Annotated in this window: 13 protein-coding genes and 1 tRNA gene; 12 read left to right on the top strand and 2 right to left on the bottom strand. The window is 72.1% G+C overall.

What is annotated here, in order from left to right; translation table 11 throughout:
- Nucleotides 1-5: 5 nt before the first annotated feature.
- A complete protein-coding gene (locus RGE_RS11440; protein ID WP_014428551.1) occupies nucleotides 6-575 on the top strand; it encodes a helix-turn-helix domain-containing protein in 570 nt (189 codons plus the stop codon).
- A 7-nt stretch (nucleotides 576-582) separates the two neighbouring features.
- Here RGE_RS11440 and RGE_RS11435 read toward each other — a convergent pair whose 3' ends face one another.
- A complete protein-coding gene (locus RGE_RS11435) occupies nucleotides 583-1,482 on the bottom strand; it encodes a patatin-like phospholipase family protein (protein WP_014428550.1) in 900 nt (299 codons plus the stop codon).
- A 121-nt stretch (nucleotides 1,483-1,603) separates the two neighbouring features.
- Here RGE_RS11435 and RGE_RS11430 point away from each other — a divergent pair, with 121 nt between their 5' ends.
- The 9 genes from RGE_RS11430 to RGE_RS23195 all read left to right on the top strand — a co-directional run bounded on the left by RGE_RS11430 (nucleotide 1,604) and on the right by RGE_RS23195 (nucleotide 12,254).
- Nucleotides 1,604-3,316, top strand: coding sequence for a nitrite/sulfite reductase (locus tag RGE_RS11430; protein WP_014428549.1), 1,713 nt, complete (start codon nucleotides 1,604-1,606; stop codon nucleotides 3,314-3,316).
- Nucleotides 3,317-3,328: 12 nt separating this feature from the next.
- Complete coding sequence (locus RGE_RS11425; protein ID WP_014428548.1) at nucleotides 3,329-3,706, top strand: DUF934 domain-containing protein; 378 nt, start codon at nucleotides 3,329-3,331, stop codon at nucleotides 3,704-3,706.
- Between the two features lie 4 nt (nucleotides 3,707-3,710).
- Nucleotides 3,711-4,442 carry a phosphoadenylyl-sulfate reductase gene (locus RGE_RS11420; RefSeq protein WP_014428547.1) on the top strand — a complete coding sequence of 244 codons (732 nt, stop codon included), beginning with the start codon at nucleotides 3,711-3,713 and terminating at the stop codon, nucleotides 4,440-4,442.
- A gap of 16 nt (nucleotides 4,443-4,458) precedes the next feature.
- The gene (gene cobA / locus RGE_RS11415; RefSeq protein WP_014428546.1) at nucleotides 4,459-5,199 is read left to right on the top strand and encodes a uroporphyrinogen-III C-methyltransferase; all 741 of its coding nucleotides are present in this window, start codon (nucleotides 4,459-4,461) and stop codon (nucleotides 5,197-5,199) included.
- A gap of 69 nt (nucleotides 5,200-5,268) precedes the next feature.
- Nucleotides 5,269-5,592, top strand: a complete 324-nt coding sequence (fdxA, locus tag RGE_RS11410) for a ferredoxin FdxA (protein ID WP_014428545.1) — start codon at nucleotides 5,269-5,271, stop codon at nucleotides 5,590-5,592.
- A 23-nt stretch (nucleotides 5,593-5,615) separates the two neighbouring features.
- Nucleotides 5,616-6,704, top strand: coding sequence for an NAD(P)/FAD-dependent oxidoreductase (locus tag RGE_RS11405; protein WP_014428544.1), 1,089 nt, complete (start codon nucleotides 5,616-5,618; stop codon nucleotides 6,702-6,704).
- A 299-nt stretch (nucleotides 6,705-7,003) separates the two neighbouring features.
- Nucleotides 7,004-9,166 carry a TonB-dependent siderophore receptor gene (locus RGE_RS11400; protein ID WP_014428542.1) on the top strand — a complete coding sequence of 721 codons (2,163 nt, stop codon included), beginning with the start codon at nucleotides 7,004-7,006 and terminating at the stop codon, nucleotides 9,164-9,166.
- Between the two features lie 36 nt (nucleotides 9,167-9,202).
- A tRNA-Asn gene (locus RGE_RS11395) sits at nucleotides 9,203-9,278 on the top strand.
- Nucleotides 9,279-9,608: 330 nt separating this feature from the next.
- Nucleotides 9,609-12,254, top strand: a complete 2,646-nt coding sequence (locus RGE_RS23195) for a hybrid sensor histidine kinase/response regulator (RefSeq protein WP_014428541.1) — start codon at nucleotides 9,609-9,611, stop codon at nucleotides 12,252-12,254.
- A gap of 55 nt (nucleotides 12,255-12,309) precedes the next feature.
- Here the strand turns inward: RGE_RS23195 and RGE_RS24285 are convergent, their stop codons facing one another.
- Nucleotides 12,310-12,471 carry a hypothetical protein gene (locus tag RGE_RS24285; RefSeq protein ID WP_014428540.1) on the bottom strand — a complete coding sequence of 54 codons (162 nt, stop codon included), beginning with the start codon at nucleotides 12,469-12,471 and terminating at the stop codon, nucleotides 12,310-12,312.
- A 160-nt stretch (nucleotides 12,472-12,631) separates the two neighbouring features.
- Between RGE_RS24285 and RGE_RS11385 the strand changes: the two genes are divergently transcribed.
- Together RGE_RS11385 and RGE_RS11380 are read left to right on the top strand one after the other, a co-directional pair.
- The gene (locus RGE_RS11385) at nucleotides 12,632-14,017 is read left to right on the top strand and encodes a HAMP domain-containing sensor histidine kinase (RefSeq protein WP_014428539.1); all 1,386 of its coding nucleotides are present in this window, start codon (nucleotides 12,632-12,634) and stop codon (nucleotides 14,015-14,017) included.
- Complete coding sequence (locus tag RGE_RS11380) at nucleotides 14,014-14,715, top strand: response regulator (RefSeq protein ID WP_014428538.1); 702 nt, start codon at nucleotides 14,014-14,016, stop codon at nucleotides 14,713-14,715. The genes RGE_RS11385 and RGE_RS11380 overlap by 4 nt, the downstream gene beginning before the upstream one ends.
- Nucleotides 14,716-14,720: the final 5 nt, after the last annotated feature.

Raw genomic sequence — 14,720 nt, 5'->3', positions numbered from 1 at the left:
ATAACATGAGCAATAAACTGCACATTGCCTCGCGCCACGGTGACGTGCTCGCCTTCGTCGGGCAGAACCTGCGTGCCGCGCGCCAGCAGGCCGGGCTGAGCCAGGCCGCGCTGGCCGAAGCCTCGGGCCTGAGCCGGCGCATGATCGTCGCGCTCGAACAGGGCGACACCAACATCAGCCTGTCGCGGCTGGACCGGCTGGCCGAGGCGCTGGGCGTCGGCTTCGTCGACCTGGTGCGAGACCCGGCAGCGCAGACGCTGCGCCTGGACGCCGTCGCCTGGCGCGGCCGCCACGACGGCAGCGTCGCGGTGCTGCAGGCCAGCGTGCCGGCGCGCCACGAGGCCCAGCTCTGGGCCTGGACGCTGGCGCCGGGCGAGCGCTACGACGCCGAACCCGACCCTGAGGGCTGGCACGAGATGATCGTCGTCGTCGAAGGCCGGCTGCGGCTGGAACTGGCCGACGGCGCGCGCGAGCTGACCGCGGGCGACTACCTCGTCTACCCCAGTTCGCAGCCCTACGCCTACGTCAACGCCGGCGAGGCGACGACGCGCTTCATCCGCAACGTCGTCGCTTGAGCGCCGGTCAGCGCGTCAGCGCCGCGATCTTGGCCTTGATCGCCGGCAGCGCCGCCAGCGCGGCTTCGCGGCCGGCCTGGATCGAGCGCTTGCGCGCCGTGAAGTCGGCGCTGGAGACGCCGTTCAGCGCCGGGCGCAGCACGACGTCGGCGTCACGCAGTTCGTAGGTGTTGATGCTGCGGCTCATGATCGAGAAGGTCTGCAGCAGCATCTTCATCGCGTCGCCGGTCGGCGCACCGTCGGGCACCGCCGAGATGTCGACGGCGATGACCAGTTCGGCGCCCATCTGGCGCGCGAAACGCACCGGCACCGGCGACACCAGGCCGCCGTCGACGTACTCGCGGCCGCCGACCGTCACCGGCTGGAACACCGCCGGCACGGCGCTGGACGCGCGCACCGCGGTGCCGGTGTCGCCGCGCTGGAACAGGATCGGCGCGCCGCTGTCCAGGTCGGTGGCGACGATGCCCAGGGGCAGCCGCATCTGCTCGATCGCGCGGCCGCCGGTGTGCTCGCGCACGTAGCGCGCCAGCGCCTCGCCCCGCAGCAGCGCCCGACCGGGGAAGGCCCAGTCGGTGATCGCGCCTTCGTCCATCGTCATCGCCAGCATGCCCAGCTCCGCGCCGCTCTTGCCCGAGGCGTAGAGCGCGGCGACCAGGCTGCCGGCCGAGGTGCCGGCGACGAGGTCCGGGCGGATGCCGTTCTCCTCGAGCACCTGGATCACGCCGATGTGCGAGAAGCCGCGCGCGGCGCCCCCGCCCAGCGCCAGGCCGATGCGCGGCGGGCGCGGCGGCGGCTTGGGCGTCGTGGCGGAGTCGGTGACGGGGTGGGAGGGGGTCGGTGCCGGGAGCGGCACGCTCTGGCACGCGGCCAGGAGAAGGACGAGGAGCGTCCCGAGAAGTCTGCGCATGGTCGCTGGTGATTGTAAGAAGGCTTACTCATAACCATCAGCGATAAGCACGAGATAATTCTGTAGTTTGAACCTATAAGCTGCGTCTCTACAGTCGCGGCAAAAGCGAATCCTGCCGTCCATGTACCAGTACACCGAGTTCGACCGCCAGTTCATCCGGGCCCGCGCCGCGCAGTTCCGCGACCAGCTCGAACGCCATCTGGCCGGCCAGCTGCCCGACGAGCTGTTCCGTCCGCTGCGGCTGCAGAACGGCTGGTACGTGCAGCGCCACGCGCCGATGGCGCGCATCGCGGTGCCCTATGGCGAGCTGTCCTCGCGCCAGCTGCGCGCCCTGGCGCGCGTGGCGCGCGAGTTCGATCTGCAGGACGCCGGCACGCCCAACGAACGCGGCGGCTTCGGCCACTTCACGACGCGCCACAACTGCCAGTTCAACTGGATCCCGCTGGAGCGCTCGGCCGACGTGATGGAGCTGCTGGCCGAAGCCGACCTGCACGGCGTGCAGACCAGCGGCAACTGCATCCGCAACGTGACGACCGACGCGCTGGCCGGCATCGCGCCCGACGAGATCGTCGACCCGCGCCCCTACGCAGAGCTGCTGCGCCAGTGGAGCACGCTGCACCCCGAGTTCGCCTTCCTGCCGCGCAAGTTCAAGGTCGCGATCACCGGCGCGACCGACGACCGGGCGGTCATCGCCTGGCACGACGTCGGCCTGCAGCTGCTGCGCGACGACGCCGGCCAGGTGGGTTTTCGCGTGCTGGTCGGCGGCGGCATGGGTCGCACGCCGATCATCGCCACCGAGGTCGCGGCCTTCGTGCCCTGGCAGCGCATCCTGGTCTTCCTCGAGGCCGTGGTGCGCGTCTACAACCTGCACGGCCGGCGCGACAACATCTACAAGGCGCGCATCAAGATCCTCGTCAAGGCGCTGGGCGAGCAGTTCATCCGCGAGGTGCACGCCGAATACGAGGCGCTGCTGGCCGACGGCGCGCCCGAGCTGCCGCAGGCCGAGCTCGACCGCGTCGCCGCGAACTTCGTCGCCCCGGTGACCGAAGCCGCGCCGCCGGCCCACGCCGTCGACGCCGACGCGCCCAAGGCCTACACGCGCTGGCTGGAGCGCAACGTGCACGCCCACCGCCTCGCCGGCTACCGCGCCGTGACGCTGTCGCTCAAGCGCGCCGGCCAGGCGCCCGGCGACGTCACAGCCGACCAGATGGACCGTGCCGCCGAGCTGGCCGAGCGCTTCAGCCATGGCGAACTGCGCGTCACCCACGACCAGAACCTGCTGCTGCCCTGGGTCGCCGAGCACGAGCTGCGCGCGCTGTGGCTGGCCGCGCGCGAAGACGGCTTCGCGACGCCCAACATCGGCCTGCTGACCGACATGATCGCCTGCCCCGGCGGCGACCTCTGCTCGCTGGCCAACGCCCGTTCGTTGCCAATCGCCGCGGCGATCCGCGAGCGCTTCGAGGACCTGGACGCGCTCTACGAGCTCGGCGACCTCGACCTGCACATCAGCGGCTGCATGAACTCCTGCGGCCACCACCACACCGGCCACATCGGCATCCTCGGCGTCGACAAGGACGGCAGCGAGTGGTTCCAGGTGACGGTCGCCGGCTCCGACGGCTCGCTGGCCAACGGCCCGGCCGCGGCCGGCAAGGTGATCGGCCCGTCCTTCGCCGCCGACGAGGTGCCCGACGTCGTCGAGGCGCTGGTCGAGGTCTACCGCGCCGAGCGCCAGGCCGGCGAACGTTTCGTCGACACCGTGCGCCGCCTGGGCATCGCCCCGCTGCGCGCCGCCGCCGACGCCGTGCGCCGCAGCACCGCCGCGGCCGAAGCCTGATCCGAGATGTCCATGCGCCTGATCGACCAGAACTCCCCGCTGCCCGCCGACGCGCTGGCCCTCGACAACGCCGTCGACGTGCTCGAGCGCCGCGACGAGATCGCCGCCGCCCGCGCCGTCGTGCTGCACTTCCCGAAGTGGACCGACGGCCGCGCCTACTCGCAGGCCGTTCTGCTGCGCCTGCGTCTGCGCTACGCCGGCGAGCTGATCGCCGCCGGCGACGTCGTCGGCGACATGCTGCCGATGCTGCAGCGCTGCGGCTTCGACGCCGCCCAGCTGCGCGCCGACCAGGATCCGGCGGTCGCGCTGCGCACGCTGGGGCGTTTCCCCGGCCAGTACCAGCGCGACGCCGTCGGCGCCCAACCCACCCCGTACGCCCGAGCGGCCTGAACGTATGCCTACCGCCATCGAACTGCATGCCCGCAAGACCCGCGGCCACGATGCCCGGGTCGCGCACGCCGTCGCGCTGCTGCGCGAGGCCGCCGCCGACCACGCCGGCCGCATCGTCCAGGCCACCAGCCTGGGCGTCGAAGGCATGGTCATCACCGACCTGATCGCGCGCCACGGCCTGGCGATCCCGGTCGCGACGCTGGACACCGGCGCGCTGCACGCCGAGACACTGGCGCTGATCCCGCGCATCCGCCAGCGCTACGGCGTCGAGGTGCAGGTCTTCCGCCCGCAGCAGGAAGCCGTCGTCCAGTTCGTGCGCCGCCACGGCGAGGACGCGATGTACCGCAGCGTCGAGCTGCGCAAGAGCTGCTGCGATGTGCGCAAGAAGGAGCCGATGCGCCGCCTGCTCGAGGGCCGCACCGCCTGGATCACCGGGCTGCGCCGCGAGCAGTCGGAATCGCGTTCGCGCGTGCCGCACTTCGAGCTCGACGCCGACAGCCGCGAGAAGTTCTACCCGCTGGCCGACTGGAGCGAAGCCGACATCTGGCACTACGTGGCCACGCACGACGTGCCGTACAACCCGCTGCACGACCAGTTCTTCCCGAGCATCGGCTGCGCGCCCTGCACGCGCGCCGTTTCGCTGGGCGAGGACCACCGCGCCGGGCGCTGGTGGTGGGAGCAGGAAGGCGCCAAGGAGTGCGGGCTGCACCTGCGGCCCGAGCCGATCGCCGCGTGATACAACGGCGCCGCTGATGGGCCGCGTCGTCTTCATCGGCGCCGGCCCCGGCGCCGCAGACCTGATCACCGTGCGCGGCGCGCGACGCCTCGCCGAGGCCGAGGTCGTGCTCTGCGACGCGCTGACCGACCCAGCGTTGCGCGAACTCGCACCGCGCGCCGAGTGGATCGACGTCGGCAAACGCGGCTATCGCCATTCCACCCACCAGGCCGAGATCGACGCCCTGCTCGTCGAGATGGCGCGGCGTCACGCCGTCGTCGTGCGCCTCAAGGGCGGCGACCCCAGCCTGTTCGGCCGGCTCGAAGAAGAGCTGGCCGCACTGGCCCGCGCCGGCATCGACAGCGAAGTGGTGCCCGGCGTCAGCGCCGCGCTGGCCGCAGCCGCCTCGGCGCAGCGCCCGCTGACGCGCCGCGCCCGCGGCCGCAGCGTCGCCTTCAGCACCGCGATGACCCGTGAACGGCGGCTGGAGGTGACGCACGCCGCCGACACCCAGGTCTTCTACATGGCCGGCAGCCAGCTCGGCGTGCTCGGCGAACGCCTGCGCGCCGCCGGCTGGCCGGCCGACACGCCGGCACTCGTCGTCTCGCGCGCCGGCTGGCCCGACGAGCTGCGCAGCCACCACGACGTCGCTTCGCTGGCCGACGCGAGCGCGCGCCACGCCGGGCAGCCGACCGTCGTCATCGTCGGCGCCGGTGCGTCGGCGCTCACCCTGACGCATGAGCAAGATCAAGCCGGGACCCCCGAGGGCGCGGCGTAAAATTCCGCCCGCTTGGCGCCCTCGCCCGCGACCGCGTCAGTTCCTGACATCACAACCGAGCCCGTTCCAATGACTCACGTCGTTCTCGATTCCTGCATCCGCTGCAAGTACACCGATTGCGTGGATGTGTGCCCCGTCGACTGCTTCCGTGAAGGGCCGAACTTCCTCGTCATCGATCCCGAGGAGTGCATCGACTGCGCGGTCTGCATCCCCGAGTGCCCGGCCAACGCGATCCTGCCCGAGGAAGACGTGCCTTCGGACCAGCTGCAGTTCGTCCAGCTCAACGCCGAGCTCGCCAAGGTCTGGCCGAGCATCACCAAGCGCAAGGGCTCGCTGCCCGACGCCGACGAGTGGAAGGACCGCAAGAACAAGCTGCCGCACCTGCAGCGCTGACCCGGGCGGCGCCCGGCGAACGCATGACTGTTTCCCCCTCGCCCGGCGCTCCCGCCGTCGTATCCCCGATCGAGACCGACGCGCTGATCATCGGCGCCGGCCCGGTCGGGCTGTTCCAGGTCTTCGAACTCGGGCTGCAGGACATCCGCGCCCACGTCGTCGACTCGCTGCCGCACGTCGGTGGCCAGTGCGCCGAGCTCTACGCCGACAAGCCGATCTACGACATCCCCGGCGTGCCCGTGTGCACCGGGCGTGAGCTCGTCGAGCGGCTACGGCAGCAGATCGCGCCTTTCGGCGCGAACTTCCATCTCGGCCAGGAGGTGCGTTCGCTGGAACGCGCCGCCGACGGCCGCTTCGACGTCGCCACCAGCACCGGCACGCGTTTTGTCGCGCGCACGGTCTTCGTCGCCGGCGGCGTCGGCTCCTTCCAGCCCAAGGCGCTGCGCCTGCCGGGCATCGAACGTTTCGCCGGGCGCCAGCTCTTCTACCGCGTCGCCGACGCGGCGGCCTTTGCCGGCCAGCACCTGGTCGTCGCCGGCGGCGGCGATTCGGCACTCGACTGGGCGATCCACTTCGCCAGCACCGACCAGGCCCGCCCGGCGCGCGTGACGCTGCTGCATCGGCGCGACGAGTTCCGTGCCCTGCCCGCGACGCTGCGCCGCCTGGCCGAGCTGCGCGAGGCCGGCGCGGTGGAGGTCGTCATCGGCCAGCCGACCGGCTTCGAGACCGACGGCGAGCGCCTGGCCCGCCTGGTGCTGATGCGCCCGGACGGCAGCAGCACGACGCTGGCGCTGGACACCCTGCTCGTCTTCCACGGCCTGAGCCCCAAGCTGGGCCCGATCGCCGAATGGGGGCTGGAGCTGGACCACAAGCTGGTCACCGTGAACCCGGCGACCTTCGAAACGAGCACACCGGGCGTCTTCGCCGTCGGCGACATCTGCCACTACCCGGGCAAACGCAAGCTGATCCTCTGCGGCTTCCACGAGGCCACGCTGGCCGCCTTCGCCGCCGTGCCCTACGTCGACCCGGAGCGCCGCGCGCTGCTGCAGTACACGACTTCCAGCCCGCAGCTGCACCGGCTGCTGGGCGTCGAGACGCCGTCGCAGGATTGACACGGATCGTCGCCGGCGGCCCGCCGGCCCCGTTATGATCCGCGCCGCTTCATGCACCCGACCCGGTGCACGAGGCATTCGCTAGGGGTGTTGGCCGCCTGCCAAACGCGGACGGCCGACTGAGAGAGTCCCTTTGAACCTGATCGCCCGCCGAAGCCGTTAGGCCGAGGCGGCGACCCGTCCTTCACCGGACGGCACGAGGTAATGCTCGCGCAGGGAAGCACACCACGGGTTCCACGGCGCGGTCCTGCGCCGTGCCGCGCTCCGGTATGCCGACCTGCCATCGTCCAAGGCTTCCGATGGCAACCAATCATCACGTCCCGACCCGCTGCGCCCTCGCCGCGGCCCTGTTCGCCTCTGCCTGCGCCGCCCAGGCGCAGAGCACCGAGACGATCACCATCACCGGCGCGGCCGAGCGCCTGCCGGCTTTCGCCGGCTTCCCCGGCCAGACCGACGCGCGCACGCCGCTGCAGGCGCAGAGCTGGAGCGCCGAGCGCCTGGCCGACGAGAACGTCACCCGGCTGGGCGAGGTCACGCGGCTGGACGCCGGCATCTCCGTGGCCTACGACTCGCCGGGCTACTGGGCCGGGCTCTCGGTGCGCGGCTACACGCTGGACAACCGCTTCAACATCCGCCGCGACGGCCTGCCGGTCAGCGGCGAGACCGCGTTCGCCCTTGAGAACAAGGAAGCCGTCGAGGTGCTCAAGGGTGCCAGCGGCATGCAGGCCGGCACCAGCGCGCCCGGCGGCCTGGTGAACCTGCGCGTCAAGCGCCCGGTGGCCGACAAGCGCAGCGCCACGGTGTGGTGGGAAGGTGCGGGCACGACCGGCGCGGCCGTCGACGTCGGCGACCGCAGCGGCCCCGACGGCGCCTTCGGCTGGCGCGTCAACGCCGCTTACGAGGACATGGAGCCGCGGCTGCGCGACAGCGACGGCCACCGTCGCCTGCTGGCCGTGGCGCTGGACTGGCAGCTGAACCCCGGCAGCATCGTCGAGTTCGAGATCGAGAACAGCCGCCAGCAGCAGCCCAGCGCCGCCGGCTACAGCATGCGCGGCAACACCGTGCCCGACGCGCACGACATCGACCTGCTGAACAACCTGAACCACCAGCCCTGGAACGGCCCGGTGGAGATGGAGGGCACGACGGCCTCGCTGCGCTGGCGCCAGCGCATCGCCGAAGACTGGCAGCTGCGCGCCCAGGCGATGGTGCAGAAGCTGCGCACCGACGACCGCACGGCCTTCCCTTACGGGGTCTACAACGCCGACTACCAGTGCCCGCAGTGGTGCGACCGCTTCGCCCCCGACGGCAGCTTCAGCTACTGGCAGTACACCAGCCTCGACGAGCGCCGCGACAGTGCCGCGTTGGAGATCGCGGCCAGCGGCACGGCGCGCACCGGCGCCGTCGAGCATGCGATCGAGTTCGGCGCACTGCGCAGCCGCTACCGCGGGCGTTTCGAGGATCAGGTCTTCGACATCGCCGGCACCGGCAAGGACGACGGCAGCCTGGTGTCGCCGCCGTCGGCCGGCTACCCGGACGCCAACACCGACCGTGACGAGACCAGCACCGAGCTCTTCGTGCGCGACGCGATGACGCTGCCCGGCGGCTGGAGCCTGTGGACCGGGCTGCGCCACACCCGGCTGGCGCGCGAGAGCTGGAGAACGAGCCCGGACAGCACCGGCAGCCTGCGCGCCACCGATTACGACCAGAGCTTCACCACGCCCTGGGCCGCGCTGGCCTACCAGCTCACGTCGGCGACGATGGTCTACGCGAGCTGGGGCCGCGGCGTCGAGTCGGCCGTCGTGCCGAACCGTCCGCGCTACGCCAACGCCGGCCAGGCGCTGCCGGCGCTGAAGAGCCGCCAGCGCGAGATCGGCCTCAAGTACGCCGGGCGGGAAGTCGAGAGCAGCGTCGCGCTGTTCCAGATCGAACGCCCGCGCACCGGCGAGCTGAACGCCGGCTGCGCCGACGACGTCCCCGACTCGTGCCGCCAAGGCGTCGTCGGCGAGCAGCGCCACCGCGGCGTCGAAGCCAGCGTCGTCTGGCGCACCGGCGCCGTCGACTGGCGCGCCAGCGCGATGCTGCTGGACGCCGTGCGCCACGAGAGCGGCAGCGGCGACGGCCTGCGGCCGGAGAACGTGCCGGCGCGCACGCTGCGCGTCGGCGCCGACTGGCGCGTGCCGCAGGCCGCCGGGCTGCTGCTGCAGGCCGACCTGCGCGCCGAAGGCGACCGCGTCGTGCTGCCCTACGACGACAGCGTGCGCATCCCCGGCTGGGCCAGCCTGGACCTGGGTGCCCGCTGGACGCAGACACTGGCCGGCGGGCGCAGCATCACCTGGCGCACCGGCGTCGACAACGTCTTCGACCGCAAGGCCTGGAAAGAGTCGCCCTACCAGTTCGACCACGTCTACCTGTACCCGCTGCAATCGCGTACCTGGAGAGCCAGCGCATCACTCAAGTTTTGACAAACTGAGTTTTCGGGCTATACTCTTGGTCTTCCTTCCCCGATAGCTCAGTCGGTAGAGCGCCGGACTGTTAATCCGTAGGTCCCTGGTTCGAGCCCAGGTCGGGGAGCCAAACAAACCGAAGGGTCAGCGATGCAAATCGCTGACCCTTTTGGCTTTTCGGGGCCGCCGGATTCATGCGCGGCCTGCGTGGGCGCGCCCGTAAGCGCTTCTCGCGCCCTTGCGCTCGCCGCGCACCCCCCAAGCGATAGATCCGGACGGGCCGGACGGCACGGAAGGCCTCTGTCGGCTGGGTTAGCCTTGCCGCGTCTCGTTTCCCGTCGGACGCCGCCGCATGTGTGACCCGTCGTCGAGTTCCGCTCCTGGTGCAGGCCCGGCCCGCGCCGCGCAGCTCTTCACTGCGCTGCTGGCCTCGTGGGCCGCGGATGCCGATGCGTGCGCGATGGCCCGGGACGGCGAACTGGCGACCGTGATCCCGCTGCTGTGGCGCAGTCTCCAGCCCATGGCGCTGCTGCTCGGCCCGCGGCGCGTGCTGGTCTACAACGATGCCTTTGCGCCGCTGTGCGGCGATTCGCATCCGCGCTGCTTCGGCTTGCCCTTCGAGACGGCGTCCAGCCCGCAGGCGCCGGCGCTCGACCCGATGATCCGTGCCGGCTACGCCGGCGAAGCGCGAGCGCCGCAGCGCCTGCCCTGGGAGCTGCGGCGCGACGGACTGCGGACGCGAACGACGCTCGACCTGTCCGTGACGCCGCTGCTCGGCGACGCGGGCGGCGTCGCGGCCGTGCTGCTGGTGGCCCACCCGCATGCCCTCGCGCCCGATGGCGACGACCGGGCGTCAGCGCCGACCGTCGACGATGCCGCGCACAGCGCCGCGCTGCTGCGCGCGGTCTCCGACGCCTCCCCCGACGTCATCTTCGCCAAGGATCTGGAGGGCCGGCTGCTGCTGGCCAACCCTGCGACGCTGGCACTCATCGGCAAACCGGCGCACGAGGTGCTGGGGCGCACGGATCGCGAGCTCCTGCAGGATCCCGCCGCCGCCGAGGCCGTCATGCGCAACGACCGGCGCATCATGGAGTCGGGCATCGCCGAGGAGATCGAGGAGGTGGTGCCGCGGCCGGACGGCAGGCCCGTCGTCTGGCTGTCGCGCAAGATGCCCTGGCGCCGCGAGGGCCAGGTCGCGGGCCTGCTCGGGATCTCGCGCGACATCACCGAGCGCAAGCGGCTCGAGCAGCAGCTGGCCGCCTCCAACGACTCGCTGAACCAGATCCTCGGCAGCATCACCGACGGCTTCGCCTTCCTCGACCAGGCCTGGCGCTACACCTACTTCAGCGAGCAGGGTGCGCGCATGTTCGGGCTGCGCCGCGAGGACGTGCTGGGCCGATGCCTGTGGGACCTGTTCCCGCACGCCGCGACCTCGCGCTTCGGGGCCGAATACCGCCGCGCGATGGACAGCGGCGAGCCGGTGCACTTCGAGGCGTTCTACCCCGAGCCCTTGAACAGCTGGATCGAGTGCCACTGCTACCCCTCGCGCGAAGGCCTGGCGGTCTTCTTCCGCGACGTCACGAAGAGCCACGAGGTGCAAGCCGCACTGCGTGAGAGCGAGGACCGCCTGCGCCGCATCTTCGAGGCCAGCCCCATCGGCATGGTCACCGGTGACGAGAGCGGCCGCATCCTGGGGGCCAACAGCGCCTATCTGCGCCTGCTGGGCCGCAGCAGTGCCGAGCTCGACGCAGGCGCCCTGCGCTGGGACGAGGTCACGCCGCCCGAGCATCTGGATGCGGACCGCCACGCGATCGCCGAGGTCGCCCGCGACGGCGTGTCCAGGATCTACGAGAAGGAGTACCTGCACGCGGCCGGCCACCGCGTGCCGGTGCTCGTCGCCTGCGCGCGGCTCAGCGGCGACGGCCGGCTGCTGGTCGGCTTCGTCATCGACATCAGCGAGCGCAAACGCGCCGAACGCATCCTGGCGCAGGCCGACCAGAACAAGAACCACTTCATCGCGATGCTGGCGCACGAGCTGCGCAACCCGCTGGCGACCATCCAGCACGGCGTGTCGATGCTGCAGCGGCATGCCGCCGCCGACCTGTCCGAACGCGTGCTCGGGATCATGGACCGGCAGATCCGGCACATCGTGCGCCTCACCGAGGACCTGCTCGATGTCTCGCGGATCGGCAGCGGCAAGCTCGAACTTCGCATGGAGACGGTCGACCTGCGCGAGGTCGTGCAAGCCGCGGTGGAGGCGGCACGCTCGCTGCTCGAACAGGCCGGCCACCGGCTCACGCTGGACCTGCCGGCCGAGGGCTGCCACGCGCACGCCGACCACGCCCGTTTGGTCCAGGTCGTCAGCAACCTGCTGAGCAACGCCGCGCGCTACACGCCGCCGGGCGGCCGCATCGAGGTGCGGCTTCGCGATGACGGCGACGGTTTCGTGCGCCTGGCGGTCTCGGACAACGGGATCGGCGTTCCGCCCGAGCTGGCCAGCGAGATCTTCGACCTCTTCTTCCAGGCGCGCACGGATCCCGGCCCGGGAAGCGGCCTCGGCATCGGCCTGTCGCTGGTGCGCCAGCTCGTCGGCCTGCACGGCGGAACGGTCGAGCTCGTCAGCGCCGGGCGCGACCAGGGCAGCCGCTTCGAGGTGCGGCTGCCTCGCGTGGCCGATCCGGGCCGCCGGCTCGCCGAGGCGCCTGCGCACGCCTCGCCCCAAGCTGGCGGCAGGCGCATCCTGATCGTCGACGACAACGTCGACGCGGCCGAGATGCTGGCCGCGTTGCTGAGCGGCGCCGGACACGAGGTCCGCTTGCGATACGACGGCGACGGCCTGCTCGAGGCCGCACGCGACTTCCGGCCGCAGCTGATCCTGCTGGACATCGGCCTGCCCCGCCGCAACGGCTACGAGCTGGCACAGGAACTCACGGCGCACTGGGACGGCCGACGCGACAGCCTGCTGGTGGCGCTCACCGGCTGGGGCAGCGACGCGGACCGGCATCGCGCCCGGGAATCGGGCTTCGACCGGCACCTGACCAAGCCGGTCGCGTTCGACGCCTTGCAGCAGCTGCTCGACGACGCCGGGGGCGTGGCCGGCCCCTGACGCGGCCGCGCCGTCCCCCGGCGCGGACGGTCACGGCCTCGAGGCACGCTGCGCGTCAGACGGTGTACGCCACGCCGCCCGCCACGGGCGACCGGGGCGCACGGTCGTCGGCGCCCTTCATGTAGCGCTCGAACTCCTGGACGTGACGCTGGGCGAGCCTGCCGCCGGCCAGCGAGTGCGCGGTCAGCGCGATGGCCAGGTGGTGCTGCAGCACCATCGCCAGCCAGCTGCCGGGGGGCCGCGGCGGCCTGGGCCTTGGCGCGGGCCTCGGCTGGGCAATTTGCCCGACGACGCCCCGGCGGTGTTTGCACGCCTTGCGGCGCCGGTGAAGCCGAGCCGACACTTGGCTCACCAGAAGTGAAACGGAGCGCCCGGCGATGAACCTGCTGCCCCAACTCGTCGTCCGGCTGGTCGTCATCACCGTCGCCTGCCTGCTCGCGGCCATCGCCTGGATCGTCGTCGACACGCACCGCAGCGTCGAACACGAAGCCGAGCTGTCGGCCCAGCGCGTGGGCCGGCACCTGGAAGCGCTGTACTGGCAGGAACTGCTGTGGCGCGGCCGCGCACGTGCCGGTCTCAACATCCCGGTGTCGGACTGGCAGTCCTTCGAGACGCTGAACCTGATCTCGCCCGGCGTCTGCGTCAGCTTCGCGCTGCACGGCGAGCCGGAGCGCACGCTGTGCAGCCAGACCGCGGCGCTGGGGCCGCAGGCCCCGGCGTGGTTCGTCGCCGGCTACGGCGCGCTGTTCCGCCACGACAGCTCGGCACGGCGGCCGCTGTTCGCGCGCGCACCGGCCGCCGGCTACATCGTCAACACGCCCGACCGCGGCGCGGCGATCCGCCTGGCCTGGCAGCAGGTCTCGCTGGTCGCGGGCATCGCCGCCGGCATGGCCGCGGCGATCGCGCTGCTGACGGCGTTGATGATCGGCCGCACGCTGCGCCCGGCCCGTGCCATCGTCGCCGGCCTGCGCCGCCTGGAGGACGGCGAGCTGGCCTGGCGCCTGCCCGCGTTCCGGACCGGCGAGTTCGCGCTGATCGCCGGCGCGGTGAACCAGCTCGCCGGCCGCCTGGCTCATACCCACGAGGAGCGCAACCTGCTGACGACGCGGCTGCTGCAGGTGCAGGAGAACGAACGCCGCGCGCTGGCGCGCGACCTGCACGACGAGTTCGGCCAGTGCCTGACGGCGACCGCCGCGCTGGCCGCGTCGATCGAAGCCGGCGCGCCGGCCGATCGCCCCGACATCGCCGAGGAGGCGCAGGCCATCGGCCGCGCCCAGGCGCGCATGATGAAGACGCTGCGCAGCGCGCTGGTACGGCTGCGCACCCAGGACATCGAGGAGATCGGGCTGGAGGCCAGCCTGCGCCAGCTGATCAGCGAGCACAACCTGCTGACGGCCTCGCGTTCGGTGTTCCAGCTGCAGGTCCACGGCGCGATCGCCGCGCTGCCGCGGCCGATCGCGATCGACGTCTACCGCATCGCCCAGGAGTGCCTGAACAACGCCGCGCGCCACGGCGTGCCGACGCAGGTGGCGCTGCGCGTGGCGCGCGACGGCGAGGCGGTGGCGATCACCGTCGAGGACGACGGCGGCGGCGACGCGGCGCGCATCGGCCGTATCGGCGGCCACGGCATTCCCGGCCTGCGCGAGCGCCTGAGCGCGCTCGGCGGCACGCTGGCCATCGCCAACGGCAGCGCCGGCATCCGCGTCGCGGCGGTGGTCCCGCTGCCGGCCAACGACGCGGCCCTGCACCGCGCCGCCGCATGAAGCCGGTCAGCGTCCTGCTCGTCGACGACCACCCGGTGGTGCGCGAAGGCTATCGCCGGCTGCTCGAGCGCCAGCCCAGCCTGAGCGTCTGCGCCGAAGCGGTGGACGCCGACAGCGCCTACGAGGCCTTCTGCCGCCACCGCCCCGACGTCGTCGTGATGGACATGCTGCTGCCCGGTGCCAGCGGCCTGGACGCGCTGCGCCACATCCGCCAGCGCGACGCCGACGCGCGTGTGCTGATGGTGACGATGCACAGCGGCGCGTCGATGGCGCTGAAGGTGCTGCAGGCCGGCGCCTGGGGCTACGTCACCAAGAGCAGCGGCCCCAAGGAGCTGGTGCGCGCGGTGCTGGCCGTGTCGCAGGGCGAGCAGGCGCTGTGCGAGGACACTCGGCAGGCGATCGAGACCCAGCGCCTGGCCGACCCGGTGGCGGTGCTCGACGACCTGGGCCCGCGCGAGGTCGAGATCCTGCGCCTGGTCGCCTCCGGCCACACCAGCGACGCGATCGCCGACGCGCTGAACCTCAGCGAGAAGACGGTGCGCAACTACCACTACGCGATCAAGAGCCGCATCGGCGTGCGCACCGACGCCCAGCTGGTCTGGTTCGCGCTGAGCATCGGCCTGGTGCGCGTCGACGACGTCGCCGCGGCGCTGCCGTTCCCGGTGCCCGGCTTGCCCGCGGGGCGCTGCGATGACTGAACGCC

The organism is Rubrivivax gelatinosus IL144, assembly GCF_000284255.1.
Classification (GTDB): Bacteria; Pseudomonadota; Gammaproteobacteria; order Burkholderiales; family Burkholderiaceae_C; genus Rubrivivax; species Rubrivivax gelatinosus_A.
Note: the sequence above shows the minus strand (reverse complement) of the source record. Positions and strands in the feature narration are given on the sequence as shown.

Coding starts and splice junctions, on each gene's coding strand:
- RGE_RS11440 (WP_014428551.1), top strand. CDS start 6: ATGAGCAATAAACTGCACATTGCCTCGCGCCACGGTGACGTGCTCGCC.
- RGE_RS11435 (WP_014428550.1), bottom strand. CDS start 1,482: ATGCGCAGACTTCTCGGGACGCTCCTCGTCCTTCTCCTGGCCGCGTGC.
- RGE_RS11430 (WP_014428549.1), top strand. CDS start 1,604: ATGTACCAGTACACCGAGTTCGACCGCCAGTTCATCCGGGCCCGCGCC.
- RGE_RS11425 (WP_014428548.1), top strand. CDS start 3,329: ATGCGCCTGATCGACCAGAACTCCCCGCTGCCCGCCGACGCGCTGGCC.
- RGE_RS11420 (WP_014428547.1), top strand. CDS start 3,711: ATGCCTACCGCCATCGAACTGCATGCCCGCAAGACCCGCGGCCACGAT.
- cobA (WP_014428546.1), top strand. CDS start 4,459: ATGGGCCGCGTCGTCTTCATCGGCGCCGGCCCCGGCGCCGCAGACCTG.
- fdxA (WP_014428545.1), top strand. CDS start 5,269: ATGACTCACGTCGTTCTCGATTCCTGCATCCGCTGCAAGTACACCGAT.
- RGE_RS11405 (WP_014428544.1), top strand. CDS start 5,616: ATGACTGTTTCCCCCTCGCCCGGCGCTCCCGCCGTCGTATCCCCGATC.
- RGE_RS11400 (WP_014428542.1), top strand. CDS start 7,004: ATGGCAACCAATCATCACGTCCCGACCCGCTGCGCCCTCGCCGCGGCC.
- RGE_RS23195 (WP_014428541.1), top strand. CDS start 9,609: ATGGCCCGGGACGGCGAACTGGCGACCGTGATCCCGCTGCTGTGGCGC.
- RGE_RS24285 (WP_014428540.1), bottom strand. CDS start 12,471: ATGGTGCTGCAGCACCACCTGGCCATCGCGCTGACCGCGCACTCGCTG.
- RGE_RS11385 (WP_014428539.1), top strand. CDS start 12,632: ATGAACCTGCTGCCCCAACTCGTCGTCCGGCTGGTCGTCATCACCGTC.
- RGE_RS11380 (WP_014428538.1), top strand. CDS start 14,014: ATGAAGCCGGTCAGCGTCCTGCTCGTCGACGACCACCCGGTGGTGCGC.